Annotated in this window: 24 protein-coding genes and 2 pseudogenes; 9 read left to right on the top strand and 17 right to left on the bottom strand. The window is 70.7% G+C overall.

What is annotated here, in order from left to right:
* Window positions 1-3: 3 nt before the first annotated feature.
* The 4 genes from BUE16_RS03985 to BUE16_RS03970 form a co-directional block, all read right to left on the bottom strand.
* Window positions 4-594 carry a DUF7411 family protein gene (locus BUE16_RS03985; protein WP_073307146.1) on the bottom strand — a complete coding sequence of 197 codons (591 nt, stop codon included), beginning with the start codon at window positions 592-594 and terminating at the stop codon, window positions 4-6.
* 7 nt (window positions 595-601) lie between these two features.
* Window positions 602-955, bottom strand: a complete 354-nt coding sequence (locus BUE16_RS03980; RefSeq protein ID WP_073307145.1) for a DNA-binding protein — start codon at window positions 953-955, stop codon at window positions 602-604.
* Between the two features lie 159 nt (window positions 956-1114).
* The gene (locus BUE16_RS03975) at window positions 1115-1570 is read right to left on the bottom strand and encodes a 30S ribosomal protein S19e (protein WP_073307144.1); all 456 of its coding nucleotides are present in this window, start codon (window positions 1568-1570) and stop codon (window positions 1115-1117) included.
* Window positions 1571-1780: 210 nt separating this feature from the next.
* Window positions 1781-2809, bottom strand: a complete 1029-nt coding sequence (locus tag BUE16_RS03970; protein ID WP_073307143.1) for a lysylphosphatidylglycerol synthase transmembrane domain-containing protein — start codon at window positions 2807-2809, stop codon at window positions 1781-1783.
* 142 nt (window positions 2810-2951) lie between these two features.
* On the opposite strand from BUE16_RS03970, the gene thiL reads away from it, so the two are divergent.
* The gene (thiL, locus tag BUE16_RS03965) at window positions 2952-3839 is read left to right on the top strand and encodes a thiamine-phosphate kinase (RefSeq protein WP_073307142.1); all 888 of its coding nucleotides are present in this window, start codon (window positions 2952-2954) and stop codon (window positions 3837-3839) included.
* A 52-nt stretch (window positions 3840-3891) separates the two neighbouring features.
* Here the strand turns inward: thiL and BUE16_RS03960 are convergent, their stop codons facing one another.
* The 3 genes from BUE16_RS03960 to BUE16_RS03950 all read right to left on the bottom strand — a co-directional run bounded on the left by BUE16_RS03960 (window position 3892) and on the right by BUE16_RS03950 (window position 6550).
* Window positions 3892-5025 carry a site-2 protease family protein gene (locus BUE16_RS03960; protein WP_073307141.1) on the bottom strand — a complete coding sequence of 378 codons (1134 nt, stop codon included), beginning with the start codon at window positions 5023-5025 and terminating at the stop codon, window positions 3892-3894.
* 163 nt (window positions 5026-5188) lie between these two features.
* The gene (locus BUE16_RS03955; protein ID WP_073307140.1) at window positions 5189-5455 is read right to left on the bottom strand and encodes a DUF7123 family protein; all 267 of its coding nucleotides are present in this window, start codon (window positions 5453-5455) and stop codon (window positions 5189-5191) included.
* A gap of 297 nt (window positions 5456-5752) precedes the next feature.
* The gene (locus tag BUE16_RS03950) at window positions 5753-6550 is read right to left on the bottom strand and encodes a molybdopterin synthase (protein ID WP_073307139.1); all 798 of its coding nucleotides are present in this window, start codon (window positions 6548-6550) and stop codon (window positions 5753-5755) included.
* A gap of 135 nt (window positions 6551-6685) precedes the next feature.
* Between BUE16_RS03950 and pyrH the strand changes: the two genes are divergently transcribed.
* The 3 genes from pyrH to BUE16_RS03935 all read left to right on the top strand — a co-directional run bounded on the left by pyrH (window position 6686) and on the right by BUE16_RS03935 (window position 9844).
* Window positions 6686-7402, top strand: a complete 717-nt coding sequence (pyrH, locus tag BUE16_RS03945) for a UMP kinase (protein ID WP_073307138.1) — start codon at window positions 6686-6688, stop codon at window positions 7400-7402.
* Entirely contained in the window at window positions 7399-9096 is a 1698-nt protein-coding gene (gene lysS, locus BUE16_RS03940; RefSeq protein ID WP_073307137.1) for a lysine--tRNA ligase, read from the top strand. The genes pyrH and lysS overlap by 4 nt, the downstream gene beginning before the upstream one ends.
* A gap of 136 nt (window positions 9097-9232) precedes the next feature.
* The gene (locus BUE16_RS03935; protein WP_073307136.1) at window positions 9233-9844 is read left to right on the top strand and encodes a PadR family transcriptional regulator; all 612 of its coding nucleotides are present in this window, start codon (window positions 9233-9235) and stop codon (window positions 9842-9844) included.
* A 37-nt stretch (window positions 9845-9881) separates the two neighbouring features.
* Here the strand turns inward: BUE16_RS03935 and BUE16_RS03930 are convergent, their stop codons facing one another.
* Entirely contained in the window at window positions 9882-11666 is a 1785-nt protein-coding gene (locus tag BUE16_RS03930; RefSeq protein WP_073307135.1) for a site-2 protease family protein, read from the bottom strand.
* A 225-nt stretch (window positions 11667-11891) separates the two neighbouring features.
* On the opposite strand from BUE16_RS03930, the gene BUE16_RS03925 reads away from it, so the two are divergent.
* The 3 genes and pseudogenes from BUE16_RS03925 to BUE16_RS17540 form a co-directional block, all read left to right on the top strand.
* Window positions 11892-13427, top strand: coding sequence for a heme-binding protein (locus BUE16_RS03925; protein ID WP_073307134.1), 1536 nt, complete (start codon window positions 11892-11894; stop codon window positions 13425-13427).
* Between the two features lie 134 nt (window positions 13428-13561).
* Window positions 13562-14716 (top strand): annotated as a pseudogene (locus tag BUE16_RS17545) (GAF domain-containing protein); the annotation flags it as partial.
* 180 nt (window positions 14717-14896) lie between these two features.
* Window positions 14897-15313: pseudogene (locus BUE16_RS17540) on the top strand (sensor histidine kinase); the annotation flags it as partial.
* A 163-nt stretch (window positions 15314-15476) separates the two neighbouring features.
* Here BUE16_RS17540 and BUE16_RS03915 read toward each other — a convergent pair.
* Together BUE16_RS03915 and BUE16_RS03910 are read right to left on the bottom strand one after the other, a co-directional pair.
* Window positions 15477-15671, bottom strand: a complete 195-nt coding sequence (locus BUE16_RS03915; protein WP_073307132.1) for a hypothetical protein — start codon at window positions 15669-15671, stop codon at window positions 15477-15479.
* 10 nt (window positions 15672-15681) lie between these two features.
* Complete coding sequence (locus tag BUE16_RS03910) at window positions 15682-16746, bottom strand: aldo/keto reductase (protein ID WP_073307131.1); 1065 nt, start codon at window positions 16744-16746, stop codon at window positions 15682-15684.
* Window positions 16747-16866: 120 nt separating this feature from the next.
* Between BUE16_RS03910 and BUE16_RS03905 the strand changes: the two genes are divergently transcribed.
* Window positions 16867-19200, top strand: coding sequence for a glycoside hydrolase family 32 protein (locus BUE16_RS03905; protein WP_073307130.1), 2334 nt, complete (start codon window positions 16867-16869; stop codon window positions 19198-19200).
* 27 nt (window positions 19201-19227) lie between these two features.
* Here BUE16_RS03905 and BUE16_RS03900 read toward each other — a convergent pair whose 3' ends face one another.
* A complete protein-coding gene (locus BUE16_RS03900; protein WP_079991480.1) occupies window positions 19228-20607 on the bottom strand; it encodes a glycoside hydrolase family 68 protein in 1380 nt (459 codons plus the stop codon).
* Window positions 20608-20743: 136 nt separating this feature from the next.
* On the opposite strand from BUE16_RS03900, the gene BUE16_RS03895 reads away from it, so the two are divergent.
* Complete coding sequence (locus tag BUE16_RS03895; protein ID WP_073307129.1) at window positions 20744-21667, top strand: acyltransferase; 924 nt, start codon at window positions 20744-20746, stop codon at window positions 21665-21667.
* 36 nt (window positions 21668-21703) lie between these two features.
* Here BUE16_RS03895 and BUE16_RS03890 read toward each other — a convergent pair whose 3' ends face one another.
* The 6 genes from BUE16_RS03890 to BUE16_RS03865 all read right to left on the bottom strand — a co-directional run bounded on the left by BUE16_RS03890 (window position 21704) and on the right by BUE16_RS03865 (window position 26293).
* A complete protein-coding gene (locus tag BUE16_RS03890) occupies window positions 21704-22132 on the bottom strand; it encodes a type II toxin-antitoxin system VapC family toxin (protein WP_073307128.1) in 429 nt (142 codons plus the stop codon).
* On the bottom strand, window positions 22132-22377 hold the full coding sequence (locus BUE16_RS03885) for an AbrB/MazE/SpoVT family DNA-binding domain-containing protein (RefSeq protein WP_073307127.1): 246 nt from the start codon (window positions 22375-22377) through the stop codon (window positions 22132-22134). Before BUE16_RS03885 ends, BUE16_RS03890 begins: the two co-directional genes overlap by 1 nt.
* A 57-nt stretch (window positions 22378-22434) precedes the next feature.
* Window positions 22435-23046, bottom strand: a complete 612-nt coding sequence (locus BUE16_RS03880; protein WP_073307126.1) for a DUF7384 family protein — start codon at window positions 23044-23046, stop codon at window positions 22435-22437.
* Window positions 23047-23081: 35 nt separating this feature from the next.
* Entirely contained in the window at window positions 23082-24200 is a 1119-nt protein-coding gene (locus BUE16_RS03875; protein ID WP_073307614.1) for a putative sulfate/molybdate transporter, read from the bottom strand.
* Between the two features lie 84 nt (window positions 24201-24284).
* Window positions 24285-25313: an ABC transporter ATP-binding protein gene (locus BUE16_RS03870; protein ID WP_073307125.1), complete on the bottom strand. Its 1029-nt coding sequence runs from the start codon at window positions 25311-25313 to the stop codon at window positions 24285-24287.
* On the bottom strand, window positions 25313-26293 hold the full coding sequence (locus BUE16_RS03865) for an ABC transporter permease (RefSeq protein WP_073307124.1): 981 nt from the start codon (window positions 26291-26293) through the stop codon (window positions 25313-25315). The genes BUE16_RS03870 and BUE16_RS03865 overlap by 1 nt, the downstream gene beginning before the upstream one ends.
* Between the last annotated feature and the right edge of the window lie 21 nt (window positions 26294-26314).

Below are 26314 nucleotides of genomic sequence, written 5' to 3'. Positions count from 1 at the left end.
CGGTCAGCGCGTCCCGCGCACGTACGTCTGCTCGTGGTCGGGGAACACCTCGGCGACCGCCGAGTCGCCGGCCTCCTCGCGCAAGAGCGCGCGCAGTTCGCCCTCGTAATCGGCCTTGGGTACCTCCTCGGATGGCCCCGATTCCACGTCAAGCGTGGCGTCGACGAGGCGGTCGACGGCGCCGCGGCCGAACCCCGAGAGGGGGGAGATGTAGTCGACGCCGTGGCGGTCCTCCAGGCTCTGGGCGAACGCCCGGGAGATCGAGGGGACGCGGTCGTCGCGGCGGGTGCCGTCGGCGACGGCGTCCACGTCGCGGCCGGCGACCGACTCCAGTGCGTGCTCGTGGACGCGCTGGATCCCGTTACGGGGGAAGCCGTCCGCGCGCATCCGGTCGACGGCCTCGCGGGCGACTTCGCGGTCGAGGTCGTGGGTCTCGAACGGAAAGCCGAGCGCCTCGGCGGCCCGGCGCGCGTGTTCGTGGTCATCGGTGACGCCGAAGTGGGCCGTGACCAACGTCACGTCATAGAAGCGGTCGAGGACGAGCGCGGCGAGCGAGGAGTCTTTCCCGCCGCTGTAGCAGAGCGCGAGGTCCACGCGTGCGTCAGCGGCGGCGGATGTCGAAGCTCTTCTGGTCCGGCTGCAGTTCGCGCAGCAGCTCCTTCATCTGGTCCTCGTCGATGCGGCCGTTCACTCGGCCGCTCTTCGCCAGCGCCGTGACCTGTTGTTTCACCTGCGCGGCGAAGTCGGGCTTGCTCATCTCGACTGCGTTGAGTCGCTGGCGCGCGCCGTCGGTGAGGTACTGCTTGAGCAGCGCCTCCTGCTGGCGCTCGGCCTGTTCCTGGGCTGCCTGTTGGGCCTCCTGGTCTTGTCCCTGTCCCTGCGCCTGCTCTTGGAGCTCCTGCATCTTCTGCTCGCGCAGCTCCTCCAGTCGCTCGTCGTCGGGGTTCTCGCTCATGTCGACGGAACGTTGCCGGTGCGCGGGCAAAACAATTGTGGGTACGCGGGCGACGGCGGCGTCCAGCGGACGCAGTGACCGCGACGAGGCGGTCGACGCCGGGTCGCGAATCGCTGGTGACACGGCCGGCGATCGAACACCTCGTGTGCGACCGTCGGCTTACGCGTAGCGTTCGAGCTCGGGGCGGTCGAGCTCCTCGAGCACGTCGCCGGCGGCCTCGTCGAGGAACGAGCGACCCTCGTCGGTGACGCGGCGGCCCTCGCCTTGCGCGGTCTCGACGAACTCCTCCTCTTCGAGCTGCTGGAGCGCGACGCGGATGATCTTCCGCGAGCCGCCCTCGTGGTTCGGCGGAGAGACGACGTAGCGGTTCGAGCCGCGCTTGGCGCCACCGTACTCGGTGGCGAGGCGCTCGACGCCGACGGGGCCGCGGTCGGCGACCTTGCGCAGCAGCGAGGCCGCGCGGCGGAACCAGAAGTCTTCCTGCTGGGGCGGGAGCTCGCGGTCCTGACCGGACTTGGTGAACTGCACCCACTCCGGCTGCTCGATGCGATCCTCCAGTCGAGCGGCGACCTCGTCGTTGAGGTCCGCCGTCGGGACGTCGTAGAGGGTAACCATACGGGCGATTTCACCGTCGTTCCGTTTAAAGCCGTCGTATCACCCGCCGCGTGTGAGGCGTCCACGAGGTCCGACCCGCGTCTCCGATCCCGATCGCGACCCGCTGATCGCACAGCCGGTGGGAGGACCCATCCGGTGCGGGGATCCCCAGCAACTACCAGCCAGTGCGGGGATCCCCAGCAACTACCGGGTACAACTGCGATGAGGATGTCATCCGATGCTGTCGGCGCCGATCACGCTCACGACGGTGCCGCCGATTATCACCGGCACCCAGTAGACGGCGGCCCGATAGATGACGACCGCGCCGAGGGCGGCCGTCGCGGAGACCGACACGGAGGGGAGCGCCACGAGCACGGCGACGAGCACCGCCTCGATGCCGCCAGCGCCGCCCGGCAGTGGCGTGATGCCCGCGATGGCACCCATGGGAACGACGAACAGCATCGCCGAGAACGGCACGGGCTGGTCGATCGCCTGAAACGCGAGGTACAGTCCGATCATCTGGAACACCCACCCGAGCGACGAGGCCGCCAGCGAGACCGCGATGCCGGTGCGGTCGGTTGCGACCCGCTCGATGGCGCCGAAGAAGTGGCCGATCCGCGACTCGATCGACTCCTCGGTCGGAGCGGAGATCACCGGCAGGACGTCCGTGACCCGACTGATCACCGGCACGACCGTGCTGACGACGCGCGATTCGAGCGCGTAGCGGTTTCGCCAGCCCAGATAGACGAGCCCCGGGACGAGCAGCGCCAGCGCGACGACGACCGCGGTCGCGAACCGGAGCCGCGCTCCGAAGGTCGTCTCGGTGGCGAAGTACGCCGCGCCGACGAGCGCAAGCGTGATGGAGGGAACGAAATTGAGGGTGTCCACGCTGGCGATGGCGGCGAGTCCGCGTTCGTACTCGGTGTCGGCGACCTTCGCGATGAGCAGCGCGGCGACGGGCTCGCCGCCGGCCTGGCCGAACGGCGTGATGTTGTTGGAGAACATCGCGCCGCTGAACACCAGAAACGAGCGGACGACTGACAGCCGGATCCCCAACACTCCGAGCACGGTCCTGAGCGCGACCGACCACGCGGTGAGCCAGCCAACGGTGACGACGACGACAAGCGCGACGATCTCGAGCGATGCGCTCTGAAGAACGTCCACGAGGTCACCGACACCGACGAGAGACAGGAGCGCACCGAGGACCGCAAACGCGCCGAGAAAGCCGACGACCGTGGCGCGGAGCTGGTCCGAATCCATGTCTCGATGGTCGCCGGGCGGCCGCTTCAAGCCTCCGAAACCGGGAGGCGCGACCGAGTGCCGATGTCGGCTGGCGTTCCGGGTTCGACGCGGTCACCGCGAAGGGAAACACCGTAGGAGTCGGGGCGAAAACGAACGCTCAATGGACGAACGCGAGGCGCTCGCTCGGCTGTCGGAGACCCTCCCGGGCGCGGGCGACGACTGCGCGGTCGTCGGCGACCGGGTGCTCACGACCGACATGCTCCACGAGACGACCGACTTCCCCACGGGTGTCGACCGCTACACGGCGGGCTGGCGGGCGGTCGGCGCCTCGCTGTCGGACGTGGCCGCGATGGGGGCCGACGCGGACGCGGCCGTGGCCGCCTACGGCGCGCCGCGGTTCGACCCCGACGATGTCGACGACTTCGTGCGCGGCGCCCGGGCGGTGTGCGAGGCGGTCGACGCCGAGTACGTCGGCGGCGACCTCGACCGCCACGACGAGTTCACCGTCGCCACGACCGCGCTCGGATCGACCGACGACCCGGTGGGCCGCGGCGGCGCCGAGCGCGGCGACGCGGTGTGCGTCACCGGTGCGTTCGGCCGCAGCGCCGCCGCCATCCGCGCGTTCGAGACGGGCGACGCGGAGCGCGGAACCGAGCTGTTTCGGTTCACCCCCCGCGTCGCCGCCGGGGTCGCGCTTCGGCCGTACGCGACGGCGATGATGGACTCCAGCGACGGGCTCGCGCGGTCGCTGCACCAGCTCGTGGAGGCGAGCGACGTGGCGGATCTCGGGATGGATATCATCGAGTCGTACGTCCCCGTCGACGATGCGGTCCGCGAGGCGTTCGACGACCCCGAGGAGCGGCGGTCGGCGGCGCTGTACTTCGGCGAGGACTTCGAGCTGGTGTTCACGCTCGCGAGCGATGATGTGGAGGCGGCGCGGGCGGCCTCACCGACGCTGATCACCGTGATCGGGAACGTGACCTGGGACGGGGTCCGGATGGACGGCGAACCGCTCCCCGATCGGGGGTACGGCCACGGCGAGGAGTGAGTCGGGTATCCACTGCCTGCTCCGGCCACGGCGCCGGCGACCGATCACGGGGTCACAGCGTCGTCACCTGGATCGGGACGAGCATGAAACACAGCAGTCCCAGCGCGAACGTGACCACGCCGATCGCCATCCGCGTCGGACCCAGCGCCGAGTCGTCGACGGGGTTCGCCGGGCCGCGATAGGCGATGAACGCCGAGAACAGCCCCCAGAACGCCCACAGTCCGACCGACTCGTTGAGCCCGAGGTCGCGGACGACATAGAGGTACGCCGAGAGCCCGAACAGCGCGACGGGCACGAGCGCGGCGACGGTCTCCTGGCGGCGGCCGACCATCGCGCGGACGATGTGGCCGCCGTCCAACTGCCCGACTGGCAAGAGGTTGAGCACGGTGAAGAACATCCCGACCCACGCCCCCATGATCACCGGGTGCGCCGTCTTCGTGGGGTCAGTGTAGCCGGTCGGCTGGTTCAGCGCCGCGGCGATCAGGTCCAGCAGCGGCGGGTTGTTGAACACGATCACCTGCCCGCCGCCGAGCACCGACTCGGGGACGGTGAACGGCCCCAGCGAGAGCCCGACGACAGTGACGACGATCGTGGCGGCGAGTCCCGCGAGCGGCCCCGCGACGCCGATGTCGAACAGCGCCTCGCGGTCGGGCATCTGCCCGCGCATCCGGATGATCGCGCCCATCGTTCCGAACGGGAGGATGAACGGGATGACGTACGGCAGCGACACGTCGACGCCGTGGTACCGGCCGAGCGCGTAGTGGCCGAGTTCGTGCGTTAGCAGGACCCCGAGGACGGCCGCGGTGAACGGCCACGCCTGCAGGACCGCGAGCGGGTTCTTCTGGATCGTGGAGAACGGAACGTAGTACCACGCGGTGGCGCCCACGAGCAGCGTCGACGCGATCGTCGTGACCAGCAACGCGACGTTCACCCACGGGACGCCGTCGATCCCGTCGGAGTACGGCCGGGCGACGACGACGTCGAGTCCCCCGTCGCCGGCGACGACCTGCACCTCGTAGCCGGCCTCGCGGAACGCGGGCCAGACGCGGCGAACCAACTCCCGCTCGCTCACGTCGCTGACCCCGTAGTAGAGCACCCGATCGCCGTCCCGCCGGATCTCCGAACAGTGGAAGACGGCGTCGAGTTCCGGAGGGCGGGGATAGTCGTCGGTGGCCGCCTCGCTCATCGGCGGCGGTTTGCGGCGAAAGGGGATAAGTCCTCGGCGCCCACCCGATAGACTGGAAGGACCACGTCCGAACGGACAGCGCCGAAAACACCGGTGCGGGGACCGCCCGTGCCTCGGAGGGGGACCGATCAGGGCGTGCGGATCGGTGCGTCGGGTCCGGGCGTCAGTTCGCGGGCTCGATCCGCCACGTGGTCGCGGACGTGTACGACCACTTCTCGATGGAGAAGCCGCACGCGGAGTCTTTGAGTTTCACCATCAGGGCGCCGATCTCCTTCGGCGAGAGGCCGACCTCGTCGGCGATGAACTTGCTCTTGAAGTAGAGTTCACCGTTCTCGGCCTTCTCGCGCAGGAACGCCGCGAGGCGTTCCTCCTTGGTGGGGCCGTCAGTCGAGGCGCGGTCGGTGTCGGAGGGTTGCACGGTTGCGCTCATTGTGTCACCTCGCTTCTCCCTACGGCCGTCGGAGGGTATATAAAGTCGAGTCCGTTGACCGCGATTCGGCTCCATTCAGGGGATTTCTGCCGTGAAACGTCGTTTGAAGGACGTTTTACGAATCTTTTAGAGACCCTTAGAAATTTTATTCTATCTTCTAAGCTCGCTATCTCGATTCGTTCAACTGGCATCCGAGTGCAGTCGTATGACGATTAATTCTCAGTTATTCTCGCGAATTTAACTGACAGCACGCCAGCGCGCGCCGCCGGCGGATCGTCACTGAATCGGACCGGGACGCTACTGCGACCGCTCGTGCACCCAGAATTCGTCGGCCTCGGTCGTCTCCTTCTTGAAAATCGGCACCTCGTCTTTGAGGCGGTTGATCCCGTCCTCGACGGTCCGGAACGCCTCGGTCCGGTGGCCCGCGAGCACGACGACGAAGACGATATCCTCGCCGTCGGCGACGACGCCGACTCGGTGGTGCATCCGCACGTCGAAGACGCCCTCGCGCGCCTCGAGCTCCCGCTCGATGCGGGCCATCCGGTCGGCCGCGACGCCCTCGTACTTCTCGAACTCCAGCACCTCCGTTCGCTCGTCGTCGGCGTCGTCTTTGGCGCGGACGCGGCCGGTGAACGTTGCGATCGCGCCCGATCGGTCGGCGTACTCGCTCGCTTTCGCCTCGTCGACGAGCGCTTCGAGGGTGACGTGCGGTTCGGCCGTCTCGACGGCGTCTACGAGGTCGTCGAGGGACAGGTCGCTCGCGTCGGCGGCGCGGCGGATCTCGTCGCCCGGAACCGCCTCGTCGCCGACGACGACGGTGGGGAGGCGGAGCCGGGAGAACCCCGTGACGAGCGCGTAGTCGTAGTCGGGGGCGAGCCGGTCGAGCACGTCGTCGAACGAGTCGTCCGTCCCGGCGGCGGTCCAGGCGCCGTCGTCGCCGAGCCGGTAGTCGGTGTCGGCCGCGTCTTCGCCGGTCTCGGTGCCGGTGGGGATCCCGTCGTCGCGTCGGACGGTCGCAACGCGACCGTCGAGGCGCGCGGCCAGCGGGTCGAGGAGGTCGGCCGTACCGGGGCCGACCAGCGAGAGCGTGCGCATGTCTCAGGGAGGGCCAGCGACCGGCTTAGTCCTTCGGTCCGGGCGCGTGGTTCGGGCGGTTCGGCGCCTGACAGTCGGTACCGAGCCGGGACCGCTCCGGGAGCCTTAAGAGCGAAACGGGGGTAGGCGGGAGCAATGAGAGTCGTTTTATCGCTCGGCGGGAGCGTCCTCGCGCCGGAGCTTGACGCCGGACGCGTGGCGGCGTACGCGAACGCCATCGAGCGGTTGGTCGACGAGGGCTGTGAGCTGGGGGTCGTCGTCGGCGGGGGCGGCGTCGCGCGCGACTACATCGGCGCGGCCCGCGATCTCGACGCCAACGAGGTCCAGCTCGACCAGCTCGGCATCGACGTGACGCGGGTGAACGCGCGCCTGCTCATCACGGCGCTGGGGTCGTCGGTCGACCCGTCGCCGGCACACGACTACGACGAGGCGGCCGACGCCATCCGCCGCGGCGACGTGTCGGTGATGGGTGGGGTGACGCCGGGGCAGACGACCGACGCCGTCGCGGCGGCGCTCGCGGAGTACGTCGACGCCGACCTCCTCGTGTACGCGACGGGCGCGAACGGTATCTACGACGCCGACCCGAACGTCGACGAGACGGCCGAGCAGTTCGCCGAGCTGACGCCCGAGGAACTCGTGGAGGTCATCGTGCCGATGAGCCGCGACGCCGGCGCCTCCGCCCCGGTCGACCTGCTGGCGGCGAAGCTCATCCAGCGGGCCGGAATGCGGGCGGTCGTGCTCGACGGCCACGATCCCGAAGCCGTCGAGAACGCGGTACTGCGCGGCGAGCACACCGGAACCGACGTGGTTCCCGCCGGCGGCGCAGAGCCGTCCTACTGGGCGCAACGATGAGCAGCAGGACCGGACGCGGCGACGACCCCGGCGTCGACCCGCACGCCGTCGGGAGTCGCGGCGGCGACGGCGACGACGACGACGGGGGCGAGCACCGCGCCTTCTGGGCCGACGAGGTCGCGGACGCCGTCGAGGCGCGCGACCCCGACGAGCCGATTGTGATCAAGGGCGGCGTCTCTCCCTCGGGCATCGCCCACATTGGGAACTTCAACGAGATCATCCGGGGCTACTTCGTCGCCGAGGTGCTGCGCGAGCGCGGCCACGAGGTCCGGCAGGTGTTCACCAGCGACGACAAGGACGCCCTCCGCAAGCTCCCCCGGAAGCTGGCCGACACCGACGGCAACGTCGTGGAACTGGGCGACGTGAACGCCGGCGCGCTCGGCCAGAACCTCGGGAAGCCGTACACGGACATCCCGGACCCCTTCGAGGACGGTCACGACTCCTACGCCGCGCACTTCGCGGCGCTGTTGGAGGCCGACGCCCAGGCGCTCGACATCCCCGTCGAGATGGTGTCAAACACGGATCTGTACGCCGACGGCACGTTCGACGACGTGGTCGAGCGCGTGCTCCGTAACGCCGACGCCGCACGCGAGACGCTCGGCACGTACCAGGACAAGGTCGACGAGGACTACGTCCCGTTCATGCCGCAGTGCTCCGAGTGCGGCATGCTGACGCAGGACGTGACCGAAGTCGACCTCGAGGCCCGCGAGGTCCACTACCGCTGTTCGGGAATCGAGGCCGGCGACCGCTTCATGGAGGGCTGTGGCCACGGGGGCGTCGCCTCGTTCCGCGAGGGGAAGCTCCCGTGGCGCTTCGAGTGGCCCGCCCAGTGGGAGGTGCTGGGCGTCGACTTCGAGCCGTTCGGGAAGGACCACGCCGAGGGGTCGTGGCCCAGCGGCGTCGACATTGCCCGGGAGGTGCTCGGGACCGAGCCGCCCGTCCCGATGGTGTACGAGTGGTTCACGCTCAACGGCGAATCGCTGTCCTCCTCGGAGGGCCACGTCGTCACCGTCCAGGAGGTGCTCGACCTGATCGAGCCGGAGGTGCTGCGCTACTTTTTCGTCCGGAACCCGAAGAAGGCGAAGGACTTCGACGTCGAGCGGCTGGACCAGTTGGTCAACGAGTTCGACCGCTTCGAGCGGGCGTACTTCGGAGAGGCTGATCCCGACGAGCGCTTCGCGGCGTTCGCCGAGCGGGCGTACCCGTTCGTCGTCGACGAGGTGCGCGAGGGACGCGTTCGCCTTCCGTACACCTTCGCGGCGGTGCTGGGGATGGTCGACGACCGCGAGTTCCGCATCCAGTTGGCCAAAGACGAGGGGCACTTCACCGAGGACACGCCCGAGTGGGCCATCGAGGACGCGCTCGACCGCGTCGAGCGCGCTCGCCGGTGGGCACAGCGCTGTGACAACGAGTACAACTACCGGCTCCAGTCGGCGCTTCCCGACCACGACTTCGAGCCGGCCGTCGAGGCCGCGCTCGACGACCTCGCGGCGTTCGTCGAACAGGGCCACGACGGCGAGGAGATCCAAGGCGAGATCTACGAGACCGCGCGCCGCCACGACGTGGCGGTCGGCGACTTCTTCGCCGCCGGCTACCGGCTGTTCTTCGACGAGACGCAGGGCCCGCGGCTGGGCGAGTTCCTCGGCGAGTTGGAGCGCGAGTTCGTCGTCGGGCGGCTGCGCCGCGAAGCGTAGCGGCGTCGCCCGCGGCGACCCCACGTGCGTTCGAAACGCGGTGAATCGCGATCGGCCGCGAGACGAACTGACCGGGGAGTGAGCGGCGGTTTCGGCGACCGAAACCCTTAGTGGACGACGCCGGAAACGTGAGGTGATGCGGAAGAGCGGCCCGCCGCGTGGCCTCATCTCGTACATCGTGCTAGAGCTCCTCGAAGAGAAGCCGCGCTACGGCTACGAGATCCTCAAGGAGATCACCGACATCAGCGGCGGCCACTGGGAGCCGTCCTACGGCTCCGTCTACCCGATCCTCTACAAGTTCGAGGAAGAGGGGTACGCAGAGCGGATCGAGCGCGAGGACGAACCGGATAGGAAGTACTTCGCACTCACCGACGAAGGACACGGGCACCTCGCGGAGAAGCGCAGCGAGGTGGGCGGGAAGGCGCGCGACTTCGCGGACGTGATCCTCGGCTTCTATCACATGTACGTCGCGTTCGCCACCGACGACCGCTTCCACGTCGACCCGTCCGACGACGACTGGTGTTTCGATGGCGAGTACTCCGGCTGGATCGCCGAGCAGGTGATCCGCCACCACGAGCGGGACTTCGGCGAGTTCGAGCGCGTCCCCGACACGCCCGAGGAGTTCCACGCGCGCCGGGGCGACGCGGACGCTCCCGGGAACGAGGACGAGGACGACCGGACGGAGGACGACGGCGTCGACGGAACGCGGGCCGAGGAGACGGCCGCCGACGGCGGAACAGACGCGTAGCGTCGCGGCGTCGGCGACGCGGCGCGCGTTCCATCGACTAGAGGAACTGCGGGGCGAACACGATGACCAGCAGCGCCGCCAGCATCGTGACGCCGATCGACGTGGTGAGCGTCGTCACCATCCGATTGCGGTTCGCGACCGGGAGCCGGGAGACGAGCCCCTCGGCGCCCATGCGGAGGATCCGCCCCCCGTCGAGCGGGTAGCCGGGGATGCAGTTGAAGATCCCCAGCTGGATGTTGATCCAGCCGGTCCAGAACAGCACGTTCGCGAGGAGGAACACCGGCCCCTCGCCGAGCGCGCCGAGCGGTCCGGTCACGTCGTAGAAGCCCGCGAACTCGCCGTAGAAGCCCGCGAAGTTGTACGGGAGCGCCGCGGAGACGGCGCTGGCGAGCGGGAGCAACAGCGCGGCGTACACCAGCCCGAGGGGCGTGCCGGCGAGCCCGCCAAGGCCGGGCGGGAGCTTGCCGTCGCCCCCGAGCAGGGCGAGGTACGCCTCGGCTGGGTAGCGCTGGATCCCGAGGTCGTCGACGACGACGCCGGAGACGCCGCGGGTGACGACGATCCCCACGCGCGGGTCGGCGTCGGTGCCGCCGAGCGTCACGTCGACCTCGCGGAACTGCCCGTCGGCGTACACCCGCAGCGTCACCGTGTCGCCGGCGTCGCGGGTGTCGCCCGAGAGGGCCCTGTCGAGGTCGCCGTAATCGAGGACCCGCTGCCCGTCGATCCGGGTGACGGTGAGCGGTCCCGAGAGGTTCGTCTGGTTGGCCAGCGGGCCGGTCTCGGAGACGTTCGTGACGTACGCCCCCAGCGGCGCGACAGCCTCGCCCTCGGAGGTGGCGACCCGCGCAATCTCGTGCTCGCGAGCGAGCTCGCGGAACTCGGCGATCGTCCGGACGCCAGTCCCGTTAATCGCGGTGATCGTCGTGGCGCCGTCCCCGGCGTCGACCGAGAGCCCGAGGGGGTTGCCCTCGACGGCGCCGACCACGGTGACCCGGCGCTTGAGGGAGACCGTCCGCTCGCCGTCGATCGTCACCTCGACGGTCGCCGGCGCCTCCGACAGCACCGCGCGGAACTCGTCGGGGCCCGACACCGGCGTCCCGCCGACGGCGGTGATGCGGTCACCGCCCTCGATGCCGGCCTCGGCCGCCGGCGCTCCCGCGTACGCGCCGCCGACCGCGAGGCCGGCTGCGGGGGTGATCGAGGCGATGACCGGACCGAACAGCAGCGCGAACGCGACGGCGGTGACGGCGAAGTTGTTCGTGACGCCGGCGGCGAACATCCGGCTTCTGGCGCCCCGGTCGGCGTTCGCCTGGCTCTCCTCGTCGGGCTCGACGAACGCGCCGACGGGGACAACAGTGAGGAGGACGAGCCCGAGCGAGTCGATGTCGATGTCCTCGACGCGGCACAACAGCCCGTGACCCCCCTCGTGGACGACGAGGGCGATCAGCAGGCCGAAGACGATCTCGGGCGCGACCGCCAGCGGGAGAAAGTCGTTGACGCCGGGGATGATGAGGAAGTTCGAGGGCTGGTTCGCCTGCGTCTGCACCGGGCTCTGGAGGGTGGCGAGCGCCGACCACACGAGGAAGGCGAACATCCCGACCATGACGACGACGGCGATGCCGACGCCGAGGTTGCTCCAGGCCCGCCAGAACCGCCGTGGACCCGAGAGCCAGTTGAGGAACGCGCGACCGCGTTGGGTGTGGATCGTCGTCAGCGGCCCCTGGACGCGCACGGCGTCCGGGAGATAGCCCCTCGTGTACAGCGCCATGAGGACGACGGAGTACGCGAGGGCTCCCACGAGGACCCACAGGAGCGTGTTCATTATCGGGGACAGGTCATCGGCGGCCAAAGGGGTTCGGGTCTCCCGCGCCGTCGGCACTTCGATCCCACCGTCGCGCGGATCGCGGACTCGGTCGCGGACGGGGACCCGGCCGAGTCGGACGAGAGCGGATGGCGATGGGGGCGCCGCCGCCGGCGATCGGTCGCGGCGACCGCGTCGCCGCCGCGGTGACGCAAGCCACAAGCCCCTTGCACTCGAACTGCGCGCATGGCGAAGCCCCCACGCACCGAAGAAGGTTGGTACGCGCTGCACGACTTCCGAACCGTCGACTGGGACGCGTGGCGCGCGGCGCCGGAGCGCGAGCGCGAGTTGGCCGTCGAGGAGGGCGTCGCGTACCTCGAGGAGCACGAGCGCGTCGTCGACGCCGAGGAGGGCGCCTCGGCCGTGTTCTCCGTGCTCGGCCACAAGGCCGACCTCATGGTCGTCCACTTCCGGCCGACGCTCGATGCGCTGTCGGCGGCCGAGCGCCGCTTCGAGTCGACGGCGTTGGCGGAGTTCACCGAGCAGCCGACCTCGTACGTGTCGGTGACTGAGGTGTCCGACTACGTCTCGGACAGCTACTTCGACGACGACGAGGAAGAGACCGACGAGGGGATCCGCCGGTACATCGAGGGGAAGCTGAAGCCGGACATCCCGGACACGGAGTACGTCTCCTTCTACCCGATGAACCGCAAGCGAGCGGCCGAGCAGAACTGGTACACCCTCGAGTACGAAGAGCGCGCGGACCTGCTGTCGGCCCACGGCGAGATCGGTCGCGAGTACGCCGGCAAGATCAAGCAAGTGATCGCCTCTTCGGTCGGCTTCGACGACTACGAGTGGGGCGTCACCCTGTTCGGCGGCGACCCCGCCGACATCAAGGATATCGTCTACGAGATGCGTTTCGACGATGCCTCGGCCGAGTACGGGGAGTTCGGCCCGTTCTACGTCGGCCGACGCTTCCCGCCGACAGACCTGGGGGCGTACCTCGACGGCGAGCGGGTGCCGACGAGCGAGCACGGGTCCGGCGGGCACCCCCACGACGACGCGGACGCCCACAGCGAGGGCGAACACCACCACGGCGGCCACGGCGACGGCGACGACGGCCATCACGGCGGCGAGGCCGGGCACCACGGCGGCGACGGGGACGGCGACGACGCGGGCGAAGACGCCACCGAGGAGGGGGAGAGCATCCGGTCGGAGCTGGAGGACCTCGACATCTACGCGGGCAAGCCCCACGGCGAGGACGTGTTCGCGACCGTCCTCTACTCCGAGGCGGACGCCGACGAGCTCTTCGAGGAGGTCGACGGCCTGCGGAAGAACTTCGAACACTACGGCACCCACGTGAAGACGGCCGTGTACGAGGGGAACGAGGTGGACCGCGCCGCGGTCGTGAGCATCTGGGAGACCGCCAGCGCCGCCGAGACGGCCGCCGGATTCCTCTCGGAGCTCCCGGGCATCGTCGAGCGCGCCGGCGAGGAGTCCGGCTTCGGAACGATGGGGATGTTCTACACCGTCAAACCCGAGCACCGCGGTGACTTCGTCGAAAAATTCGACGTCGTGGGGGACACCCTCGACGGGATGGACGGGCACTACGAGACGGACCTGATGGTGAACCGCGAGGACGAGAACGATATGTTCATCGCCAGCCAGTGGGCCTCCCGCGACGACGCGATGGCCTTCTTCCGGTCGGACGACTTCCGCGACACCGTCTCGTGGGGCCGCGACGTGCTCGCCGACCGCCCGCGCCACGTGTTCCTGGCCTGAACGCGGGTCGAAGGCACAGGCGCAGTGGCGCTCGCCGTCGGGGTCCAATCCTCGCCGGCGATTCCGTCCCCGTTCGCGGGCGAAGAACCGACAGACAGTGGTGGGTCTCGACGGCCGTCCGAATATCTGAGTTGATGCCTGCGGAGCGGGATTTATTTCACCCGTCTCGGAACCCGTCAGCAATGACGGCCGACGACGCCGCGGGCGCCGACAGCGACGACCGGCTCCGGTCGCTGTACGCGGCGACGCGGGAGATCATGACCGCGACGACCAGAGCGGAGCTGTGTCGCGTCGTCGTCGACGTGACCGATCGCGTGCTCGGCTACACGCTGACCGGCGTCCACCTCCAGGGCGGCGAGAGCGGCGACGGGCACGGGCTCGTCCCGATGGCGTACCCCCCGTCGGTCCGCGAGCGGTTCGAGGGCGACCCGCCGACGTATGCGCCCGACGACGAGGTGTACGACGTATACGAACAGGAGGATCCGCTCCGGTTGGGCGCGGTGGCCGATCGACCGTCCGCGAGCCACCGGGGGGTCGTGGTTCCGATCCCGGGTCACGGCGTGTTGATCGCGGGGACCGAGGCGTCGAACGACCCGGAGGGGGTCCCCCTCGACCTCGTGGAGACGCTGGGCGAGCACGCCGCCGTCGCGCTCGACAGGCTCGAACACGAGTCCCGGCTGAACGGCCTCCACGAGACGACGCGGGAGCTGATGGGGGCGCGCGACAGCGCCGCCGTCGCGGCCTCGGCGACGAACACCGCCCACGAGGTGCTCGGTCTCCGCCTGAACACCGTGTATCTCCGGGCGAGCGACGGGGACCGGCTCGTCCCCGTGAGCGTGACGAGCGAGGCCAGGGAGCTGTACGGTGACGTACCCGATATCACCCCCGGAACCGTCGGCTGGACGGCGTACGACGCCGACGAGCAGCGGGTGATCCCGGACGTTCGGCGGTCGTCGCACGCCGACCGCCGGACGTCGGCGATCCGAAGCCTGCTGGCGATGCCGCTGGGCGACCACGGCGTGTTTCTGGCCGCCAGCCAGCGCCCCGGCCGGTTCGACGACGCCGACGTGGCGTTGGCGCAGCTGTTCGCCGACACGGTCGAGGCGGCGCTCGACCGCGCGCAGCGGGAGGCGCTCGTCCGCAGCCGTGAGCAGGAACTGTCGAGACAGAACGAGCGCCTGGACGAGTTCGCGAGCGTCGTCTCCCACGACCTCCGCAATCCGCTCAACGTCGCGCAGGGCCGACTCGAGCTGCTCGGCGACGACTGCGACAGCCCGCATATCGGGCATCTTGAGACCGCTCACGAGCGGATGGAGGCGCTCATCGAGGATCTGCTCGCGCTCGCGCGCACCGGTCGGTCGGTGGGCGAGACCGAACCGGTGTCGGTCGAGCGGACGGTGGTGGACGTGTGGGGGACAATCGAGGGCGGCGCGTCGCTGTCGGTTGCCGACGAGATCGGGGCCGTGAACGCCGACCCCTCCAGGCTCCGGGAGCTGTTCGAGAACCTCTTCGGCAACGCGGTCGAGCACGCCGGCGACGACGTGTGCGTCACCGTCGGACCGCTCGACCGCGGCCGGAGCGACGACAGCGACCGCGGTGACGGTGGCGACGCACGCGGCGAACGGCCCCCCCGTATCGACGGCCGGATCCGCGGCGGGGTCGACCAAGGGGACGGTCCCGCGGGATTTTACGTCGCCGACGACGGCCCCGGCATCTCTCCGGAGGGCCGAGACGCGGTGTTCGAGCGCGGCCACACGACCGCGGAGGACGGCACCGGCTTCGGGCTCGCTATCGTCTCGGAGATCGCCGGCGCCCACGGCTGGTCAGTCCGGGCGACCGACGCCGCCGGCGGCGGTGCGCGGTTCGAGGTCGTCATCGACGGGTGATCGGCGCCGGCGAGCCCGGCGCTCGCGAGTGCGGAGTGAAAGTGAACGGACCCGGCGTCTTCGGGCGCGCAGTCTTGCGGTTTCGAGGCGAAAGAGAGGGGTAGACGATGGGGCCGTCGTCCCAGGACGCGCCCGGGCGCCGACGCCGGACGCGGGCGTCGCGTCAGCGCCGCCGGAGGTAGCCGGCCAGCCCGAACAGCCCCCCGACCAGCGTGAGCGCGGCCCACCGGGGACCCGACACGTCGCGGGCGGCGGCGTCGCGGTAGACGAGCCACGCGAGCACGGCGTGGACGACGGCGGTGACGCCGGCGAGTCTGGCGAGCCGGCGCGCGTACGTCCGAGTGCGGTCGTCTCTCACGGGAGCGCCCTCAGTCGGCCGGCTCCGACGGGAGCACGCCGGCGCCCCGGAGGTCGTCGCCGCCGACGGACGTGCGGAAGTCCTCGGGGGTCATCCCGTCGTCGCGGTCGATCCCGAAGTTCTCGGCGTACAGCTCGTCGACGCGGCGGCGCTCCTCGTCGCCGAGGCGGGGCGTGTCGGGGGTGGCGGCCCACTCGTCGATGTCGTCGACCGAGCGGAACGTGGGGACGACGCTCGCCACCTCCTCGTCGTCGAGGAGGTACTGGATCGACGCCTGCCCCATCGTCCGCTCGCCGTTCCGTTCGAGGAACTCGATGGCCTCGACCTTCTCCCAGCCGGTCTCGAACCACGCGTCCGGACGGTGCGCCCGGTGGTCGCCCGTGCCGAGTTCGGTGTCGGGGGTCACCTGCTTGTTGAGCAGCCCCGACGAGTGCGGGACGCGCGCGATGAGGCTCGTGTCGGCGCGCTCCTCGCGGATCGTGTCGAGGAAGTGGCGGCCGGGCGTCTGCTCGAAGAGGTTGTAGACGGTCTGGACCGCGTCGAAGTCGAGTTCGACCGCGCGGTCGCCCTCGGCGAGCCAGCCGATCGAGGGGCCCAGCGCCCAGCCGAGCGCGTCGTACAGCCCCTCCTCGCGCATGGCGTACAGCTCCTCCAGCGCCTCGTCGGTCACCTCGTCGACGTTGGCGTTGTGGAGGAACAGCACGTCAAGGTACTCCATGTCGAGGCGGTCGAGGCTCCCCTCGACGGCGTCGCGGAGGTACTCCGGCGAGAGGTCCTTCGGGATCTCGCCGTGGCCCGCCTGCGCGTTGTTGTAGAAGTCGTAGCCGACCTTCGTGGCGACGGTCACCTCGTCGCGATACTCGCCGAGTGCCTCCCCGATGAGCTCCTCCGAGCGGCCGTGCCCGTACACGTCGCCCGTATCAAAGAACGTGACGCCCTCGTTCAGCGCGTGCTGAACCATGTCGACGGCGTCTTCGTCAGAGCGGTCGCCCCACCAGTCAGTGCCGACGACCCACGCACCGAAGGCGACCTCGCTCACTTCGACGCCCGAGCTGCCGAGTTCTCGGTACTGCATAGCGCGCGCTTGGCGCCGCCGCCACTTATCGGACCCGGTTGCCGCGCCGATCGGCGGCGTCGCGAGCGGCCGCCGGCCGCGACGCGAACGCTTTTTCGCCGCCGAGTGAATTCACAGAGCATGCACACGGCCCCGGTTCACGTGGGGATGCTCGCTGCCGACGAGCGAAGCGCGGAGCGTCGGTCCGCCCGATCGGTCGCTGAGCGGGTCGTCGCGTCCGTCGAGTCGGTGTCGGTTTCGGCCGTCGCCGCCGGTGAAGTCGACCTCGACGCGTTCGACGCGCTCTGGTGGCACCGCGACGCCCCGTTCGACGACTGCGACGCCCCCGCCGCCGACGCGGGACCCGCGATCCGCGCGTACCTCGACGCCGGCGGCGGGCTCGTCCTCAGCGCACGGGCGCTCCCCGCGATCGTGCCGCTCGGAATCGACTCGGTCGCGCCGGACGCGACCGGCGCGACCCACTCGGACGATGTGGCCGGCTACCGCGTCCGGGAGATCCACCGCGACCACCCGCTGTTCGAGGGGGTCGGCGACGACGACGCCGGCCCGCCGCGGATCCCGCTGGTCGGCCCGGGCGGCGAGGCGGCGTACGCCCGGTACGACGACCTGTTGCCGGCGAACGGCGACGTGCTCGCGTGCGCCACCCACGGCGGCCACGACATCCACCCGGAGACAGCGGCGATCGAGTGGCGCGTCGGCGACGGCGCCGTCTTCGGCCTCGGCGGCACCCTCCGGTTCGACGGCCCCGACGACGGCCACGGCCACGAGCGCGAGCGGCTGCTCGGAAACGCCTTCGCGACGCTCGCCCGAGGGACGCTGCCGGCGTTCACCGGACGCCCGACGACGCCCGCGGGGTTCGCCGCGCTCCGGGAACGCCTCGCTGACGACCACCACCGCCCGGCGTACCACCTCTCGCCGCCGGCGAACTGGCTCAACGACCCGAACGGGCTGATCGCCTACGGCGGCGAGTATCACGTCTTCTACCAGTACAACCCCGGCGGGCCGTTCCACAACGCGATCCACTGGGGCCACGCCGTCAGCGACGACCTCGTCAACTGGACGGACAGGCCCGTCGCGCTCGCGCCCGACCCCGACGGCCCGGACCGCGACGGCTGCTGGTCCGGCTGCACCGTGATCGACGACGACGGCACGCCGACGCTGCTGTACACCGGCGGGCGCGGCCGCGACCAGCTCCCCTGCCTGGCGACGACCGACGACCCCCGGCTCGACTCGTGGAACAAACACGACGGCAACCCCGTGATCGAGTCGGCGCCCGAGGGGCTGGACGTGTACGAGACGGCCGACTGGGCCGCCGAGTTCCGAGACCACAACGTCTGGCGCGAGAACGGCGTCTGGTACCACCTGATCGGCTCCGGCGTCACCGGCGACGCCGGGGGCGCGAGCGCGGGCTCGGAGGGGGATCTGTCCGGCGCGGGCGACGACGCCCGCGAGGGCGACGGGGCCGCGCTGTTGTACCGCGGCGACACCCTCGACGAGTGGGAGTACGTCGGCGTGTTCCACGCGGGCGAGGGGCCCCGAGGCGAGCCGGTCTGGGAGTGTCCAGAGCTGCTGACGTTCGACGAGGGCGACACACGCCTGCTGCACGTCTCTGACGACGACCGCGTCGCGTACTACCTCGGCGACGCCGACCTGGGCGACCCCGACGCGCCCGCCGGCAGCGACGCCGCCGCGCCCGCGTTCGACGTGCGCGAGGCCGGGGTGCTCGACCACGGCGACTTCTACGCGCCGCAGTCGCTGTGGGACGACGAGCACGAGCGCTACCTCACGTGGGGGTGGCTCCCCGAGACGCGCGACGGGAGCGCCCAGTGGGACGCCGGCTGGTCCGGGACGATGTCGGTCCCGCGGGTGATCGACACCGACGACGAGGGGCGCCTCCGGCAGCGCCCCGCGCCGGAGGTGGCGGACGCCCGCGAGGAGCGGGCGCTGTCGACGAGGCTCGCGCTCGACTCGGCGGAGCGGCTGCTGGACGTTCGCGGCGCCGCGCTCGAACTCGACTGCACGCTTCGTCTCGGCGCCGCCGACGCGGTCGGGCTGTCGGTGCTGGAGTCGCCCGCCGCGACCGAGCGCACCGCGGTCCGCTACGACGGCGAGACGGTGACCATCGACCGGAGCGAGAGCGGCGGCGACGAGCGCGTGAACCGCGCGCCGCGCGGGATGCCGGTCGGCGACGCGGCCGGTGCGACCGGCGCGACCGCTCCTGATGACGGCGACGAGGCCGGTGACGACGCCGACGCCAATCTGTCGCTTCGAGTCTTCGTCGACGGGTCGACGCTGGAGCTGTTCGCGAACGAGCGCCGCTGTCTCACCACGCGCGTGTACCCGACCCGGCGGGACGCCGACCGCGTGTCGGCGTTCGCGGTCGGCGGCGACGCGGAGATCGCGATCGACGCGTGGACGATGGCGGGAACGTGGCCCACGTCGACCGGGCGGTAAACGGGCGCTGCGTCTCGCTCCCGGTTCTCAGTACGGGGAGCCGTAGCCGCCGCGACCGGCGTCCAGGTCGCGCATCGGGAGCGACGGCAACGGCTCGCTCGGGAGCGGGATGTGGCCGTGCGCGAGCTTCCCGAGCACCCGCGTGCGGTCGCCGTCGAGGTCGATCCGGATCGTCGGCGAGAGCGTGCCCCCGAAGCGGCGGAACTGCTCTGCGGGCGGGAGCTCCGCGACCTGATCGAGGGTGCGGCCCTCCAGGTTGTAGTAGTTGAAAAAGGAGGTGACGAGCAGCTCCTCCTCGTGGAGGAACGCGAGCCAGGAGTACGTCTGGAACGGCGCGTTCCCGGGGTTCGTGAGGACGAGACCCGTGTCGTTGAGCGGCCGATACTCGCCGTGCAGCGAGTCGGCGACGAAGCCGTACAGCGCGTCGAACCCCTCGATTCCGGGGGCGAAGGTGTGCTCGTGGCTGGAGACGAACAGGTAGTAGCGGCCGTCACGGACGACGACGTGCGGGCGTTCGAGCTCCTGGTTGACGCACGTGGAGTGTAACAGCGGATCGCGAAGCTCCCACTCGGTCGGATCGCCCGTCGGAGAGTCGGCGACGCCGACAGCGCCGTTGAACTCCTGGCCGACCGGGTCGCCGTCGCAGGCGTCGCTCCCCTCCGGGACGGGAAGGTTCGCCTCGAACAGCAGGTGCGTCTCGCCGGTCGCGGGGTCTTCGAAGAACCACGGGTCCCGGAAGGTGTAGATCATCCCCCGTGACTGGTCTTTGGTCTCGTAGCGGACGCCGTCGGGCCGCAACAGCGACTCGTGGGTGAAGGTGCCCTCGACGCTGAGGCCGCCTCCGTTCGAGGCGCTCTGCGCCTCGCCGGCGTCGCCGTCGACCGTCAGGGTGCCGCCGGTCGCGAGCGCGAGGTGCTGCGTGTAGCTCAGTTCCTCCTCGCCGGCCTCGCCGGCGGCGGTGTAGTAACAGTACAGGTCCGCGGGGCCGGTGCCGTCTGGGTCCCACAGCGCGCAGCCGGCCCACTGGCGCGAGCCGAGCGGCTCGCTTCCCTCGAACACCGGGCCGGCGCTCTCCCACGACTCGCCGTCGGCAGAGTAGAAACAGCGGATGGTCGCCACGTCGTGTCGCTTGCCGGGGAGCAGGTCGCGCGGGGCGGTGAGCGCAAAGGCGACGCGGTAGCCGCCCACGTCGGCGATGGAGCCGTCGCGCTCGCGCAGCAGCCAGGTGTCCCACAGGTACACCTCGTCGCTGACGGACTCTGCAGGCGGGTATATCACCGGCTTCACCGCGTCGTCGACGCGCGCGAGTCGATCCGCGCGCTCGGGCGTCCACGCCGGAGTCCGCGACCGGATCGCTTCCGCGTCGTGCCCCGTCCCGGGGTTGGTCGTGTTGTCGAGATCAGTCATTGTCGGTCGCAGGGAAGGCGGGGCCTAACCGCTGTCGCTTCGGCGTGCCGCGGCGGGAGGTGCCGCGAGCGCGGCGGAGTGGTGCCGACTTCGCATATCCGAACCCATTTGACTCGTCGCGGCGAATCGTGGCGGTATGACCAAGCGCCACGTGTCCCTCCCCGAAGAGGCGGACGAGGGGGTCACGGCCTTCATCGAGCAGGTGGACGACCGGCTGTCGTCGGACGAGGACACCTGCGAGGTGGTCCGCGACACGCTCGTGGACCTGTTTGGCGACCGCGACGCCTACGAGCGGTGGCGAGACGGCGGCGACGTGACGCCCGCCGAACGGGTCCGGCTCCAGGGGTACGACCCGTGCAACGCGACCCTGGAGTCGGAGTACTACGCCGAGAAGGACGAGGAGCGGTACACCCGATCGAAGCACCTCCAGTGGCTGTGGCGCCAGTTCGACGCGACGCCGATGGCCGACAACATCGCGTTCGCGCTGCGCTTCCGCCAGATGCTCGCAGACCACCTGTTCGCCGACGCCGGCGACGACCTCCGGCTGTTCAAGGGGATCACGTTCACCTACGGCCACAACATCGAGATGGGCGACAACACCGTCGTCCACGACGACGTGCACCTCGACGACCGCGGCAAGCTGACGATCGGCGACCGCGTCTCCATCTCCGACTCCGCACACCTGTACAGCCACGACCACGACGTGGTGGACCAGACGCACGTCGACAACTACCACACCGTCGTCGACGACGACGCGCGCGTCACCTACGACTCGATGGTCGCCGCCGGCTGCCGCGTCGGCAAGAACGCCGTCGTCGGCGCGAAGTCCACCGTCCAAGGCGACGTGCCCGACCACCACATCGCGGTCGGATCGCCCGCCCGCAGCATCCGCGTGAAACCCGGCTGGGAGTCGGTCGCCGACCCCGTCGAGGACAAACTGACGAACCGCGCCGAGGAGCGAGCGATCGAGTCCAATCTCCCCGACGACCTCGACGCCTTCGACGAGTTCCAGCGCGACCTCACGCCGCCGGACGGCGTCGACGCCCCCGACGCGGAGTAGTCCGCGCCCATACCCGGACGGCGACCCTGTGAGCGGTCACTCGAACGGATCTTCGGCCGTCGTGAGCCGCGTGATATCTTCTACCGCGTCGAGGTCGTCATCGAAGGAATAGAGGAACTCGATACCCTCGCGACGCATCGATGCGGCGATCACTGAATCGGTGAGCGAGAGCCCCTCGTGGCGCCGGAACAGCGATCGACCCGCGTCGAGATCCGCCTTCGGCGTGTACGCGAGTTCGAAGCCCTCGCTCTCGACGAGCGCGTCGAGCGTCGCCACCGCGGCATCCTGTGTGGCCTTCGCTCGGATGTAGTTACACACTTCGACGAGGATATCGCTCGGAACGTAGGCGGTCGGAAGCTCGCCGCGATCGACGGCGCCGACGATCGGAACCGCTCGGTCGTGGTTCTGATCGCGGGAGAGTCGTGCCGCGATGAGCACGTTCGAGTCGACGACGACGCGCGCCATCAGGAGTCGCCGGCGACGAGGTCGTGGTCCTCGGCCACGTCGGTTTCGGCTCCCGTGTCGATCGGGTCAAGCGACGAAAAGGCACCGTACCGCTGTTTGACGACTTCGATCGACAACTCGCCGTCGTCGCCGACGCGCCACCTGATCTTGTCGCCCGCCTCGATCCCGGCCTCGCGTCGAACCGCGGCCGGCACCGTCACGGAGAAGCTGTCGTTGACCGTCGTCTCGTCTTCGACACCCGACATACCTGATCTGAGGTCGGCGGAGGTAAAGTAATTTGGCTCCGAATTAGCGGACGGGTGTCACGCCCGCGGATCGCGATCCGGTCCCGGATACGCCCCCTCGGCGACCTCCGGGTACAGCCGCTCGGCGTCGAACAGCGCCGCGAACGCCCGCGGCTCGCGCACGCTCACGGGGAGGCGGTCGGTGAGGCCCGCTCCGACACCCGCCGCTGTCAGTCGCTCGTCGAACGACAGCACGTGCATCGCGCCGCCGCGGTAGGCCGACGCCAGCGCCGGGTGATCGCCAGCCGGCTGGACGACCGGTTCGCGCCACGCCCCCACGCGCTCGCGCCAGTCGGCCGCGAGGGCGGCGTCCGCGAGGGCGGCGATCACCGCCTCCGCGTCGGCGACGAGGTCGTCGCTGGCGACGAGTGTCGTCCACGAGTGCGAGCGAAGGCCGTCCAGGGCGTCGCGGGCGTCGCCGCCGACGAGCAGGTCCGCCGCGAGCACGTCCGCGTCGGCGACGACGCGGGCCGGCGAGGGGTCCGCGCGGTCGCTCGGCGGGTCCCGGTCCCCCGTGTCACCGGCGTCGCCGCGGTCCGTCGCCCGTCGCTCCGACAGCGCCGTCTCGATCCCGTCGGCGTCGACGCCGAACGCCTCCGCCCGGTCGAACAGCGTCGCCCACGTCTCCATGTCGTCGGGAAGGGGGCCGGCGCGCAAAAAGCCGGTCAGTTCGTCGCGTCGGCCGCGTCTGCCGCCAGCCGCTTGCGGACGCCGTCGACGGCGACGCCGACGAGGAACGCCGCGCCGACGTTCCACAGGAGGCCGACGACGCCGACGACGCCGACGAGCGCGAGCGCCCGGCGGCCGCCCACGTCGACCGCGCGGCGAGCGAGGTGGACCGCGACGACGACGAGCAGCACGCCGAGCACCGCCATCGGGAAGGCGGCGACGACGCCGGCGAACGGGACGGCCGCGAGATACAGGCCGCCGAGCACGAGGTTCGCGCCGCCGGTGCGCGCGCCGAAGGCGTGCTTGCCGGCGAGGCCCCCGGAGCCGTGACACATCGGCACGCCGCCGAGGGGGATCGCCGACAGGCACATCGCGCCCATGCTGCCCGAAAGCCGGTCGGGCGACACGTCGGCGTCGAACAGGTCCGACAGGAGGAGGCTCGTCGCGACCGCGGCGTTGCCGACGGTCATCGCGAGCTGTCCGGTCGTCGCCGACAGCGCGTTCGCCGTGAGCGCGGGGGCGCCGGCCGGGAAGGGCGCGAGCGCCGGGAGGTCGAAGGCGGGGACGCCAGCGTCGGCGAGCGCCAGCGCGAGGCCGACGCCCAGCACCGCGAGCGCCGCGCCCCGTCGGAACCCCGCCAACGCGGCGACGCCCGCGACGCCGGCGGCCGCCAGCGCGAGCGTCGGGTCAGCGGCGCCCAGGTCGATGCCCGCCTCGAGCAACAGCAGCGCGACCGCCAGTTGGATGCCGCGGATCACCGGCTCCCCGACGTACCGCTGCACGCGAGAGAGCGCGCCCGTCGCCGCGGCGACGACGAGCACGACGCCCGCGAGGAGACCCGCGGCCGCGTACTCGCCGGCGGTGAGCGTGCCCGCCAGCGCCAGTCCCGCCAACGCCTTCATCGGCTCCACGGAGAGGGGGAGACCGTAGACGAGGCCCCACACGACCTGAAAGACGCCGAAGAACAGCAGCGCGTGCGCCAGCGACACCGGCGTGAGCGCCGCGAGGCCGACGACGATCGGGAGTACCGTAACCGAATCCCCGATCGCGCCGGTGACCTCGCCGGCGGCGATCCGGACCGAGCGTGTCGACGCGAACTGTTCTGAAAACGCCACTACATCCGGATTCATCCGGTCACACTTGAGCGTGTCCAGAAACCGATCCCGATCCACCGACCGCCGGTGAGAAACCATTTTTAGTTACTCGGCGGCGGCGAACAGCGTCACGCGCTCGGGCGGCACCGACACGCCGACGCGCTCGCCCGGCGCCGGGGGATCGTCGGCGACGAACAGCGAGAGGCGGGCGTCGCCGCCGTCGGCGACGGCGCCCGTCGACAGCTCCGCTCGGGGATCGTCGGCGTCGAGGTCGACGGTGATCCGGTGAGCGGCGTCCTCGCGGACCGAGCGCGCGACCTCGCCAGTGAGGTCGCCGCCATCCCCGGTGCCGTCGACGAGCGCGACGTGCTCGGGGCGGACGGCCGCCGTCATCGCGTCAGCCGGCACGTCGACGACACCCCGGAGGGCGTCGGCGGCGATCACGTTGGAGCCGGTGAACGCCGCGACCATGGGAGAGGCAGGGCGCTCGAACACGGCCTCGGGCGTGCCGGTCTGCACGATCTGCCCGTCCCGCATCACGGCGATCCGGTCGGCGACGGCGCGCGCGGTCGTCCGGTTGTGCGTGACGTACACCGCCGTCACGTCGTCGAGGACCGCCGCGAGGTCGTCGCGCAGCGCCTGCCGGGTCGGCACGTCGAGGGCGGCGAGCGGTTCGTCCAGCAGCATGACCTTCGGGCGAACCGCGAGCGCCCGCGCCAGCGCGACGCGCTGCTTCTCCCCGCCCGACAGCGTCGGCGGGTAGCGGTCGCACAGGTCTGCGACGCCCAGCTCCGCGAGCAGGTCGTCGGGGTCACGGTGGTCGTCGCGGTAGCGGGTGCCGTAGGCGGCGTTCTCCGTGACGGTGAGGTGCGGGAACAGCGCGTAGTCCTGGAAGACGAAGCCGAAGCCGCGGTCCTCCGGGTCCAGGCCGTTGAGCGCCTCACCGTCGAGCGAGACGACTCCCTCGTGGTCGTGAAAGCCGGCGACCGTCTCCAGCAGGAGGGTCTTCCCGCTTCCGCTGGGGCCGAGCACGACGAGGCTCTCGCCGCGCTCGACCTCGACGGTGGCGTCGACGACGAACGCGTCGGCGCCGTCGGCGGTGAACGTGGCGGTCACGTCGGCCGAGAGCCCCATCAGACGACACCTCCGGTGGTCGCGGTGTCGCTGGTCAGGTACCGCACGATGAGGAAGATGACCGCAGACACCGCCAGCAGGAGAAAGGCGACCGCGCCGCTCTCCTCCAGCCCGCCCGTGAGGTAGGTGTTGTAGACGAACACGGGCGCGTGCTGGGCGCGGACCGACTCGCCCGCCGGCAGGTAGAAGAACTCGACGGTGTAGGCGACGACGGCGACGGCGCCGAACTCGGAGACGGCCCGCGCCCACGCGAGCACGCCGCCGGTGACGATCCCCCGCACGGCGAGGGGGGCGGTGACGCGGCGGAACGTCTGGAACCGCGAGGCGCCGTGGATCCGCGAGGCGTACTCCAGGCGGTCGTCGATCGACTCGAACGCCTCGCGGGCGGCGTTGACCGCGTACGGCGCGGAGACGAACGACATCGCCAGCACCATCCCCGTCATCGTGCCCAGCACCGACACCGACGGGAACGCGCCGCCCTGCCCGAACCCGAACAGGATGATGATCCCCGCGACCGAGTGCGGGACGACCAGCGGGAGGTCGACGAGGCTCTCGATCACCTGCTGGCCGGGGAAGCCGTCCGCGAGCAACCGCGCGAGCGGGACCCCGAACAGCAGGCTCGCGAGCGCCGCCAACAGCGGGCCGTACACTCCCAGGTACAGCACGCGGTGCACGTCCGGGTTCAACGCCTTCTGGACGATCAGGCCCGGCTGCTGTCGGGCGACGAACAGCGCGAGCGGGAGCCCGAGCGCGACCAGCAGGACGCTCCCGAGCGTCGCGGCGCCGACGACGAACGCGCTGCCGTCGAGCGCGTAGGCGGCGACGGCGACGCTGCCGACGACAAAGTACGCGTACAGCGTCGGGCTTCCGGACGCGTAGGCGGCCGCGAACGCTGCCAGCTGCACCGCTGCGAACGCGACGACTATCGGCGCGCGGCCGAGTCGCCCCGTTCGAACGTCGGTCTCAGTTCCGGTCGCCATGGAATCCCCTGTGGGTGTGAG

The sequence above is a fragment of the Halobaculum gomorrense genome (assembly GCF_900129775.1).
In the GTDB taxonomy this organism is placed as follows: domain Archaea; phylum Halobacteriota; class Halobacteria; order Halobacteriales; family Haloferacaceae; genus Halobaculum; species Halobaculum gomorrense.
This window is presented reverse-complemented; position numbering and strand designations above follow the sequence as displayed.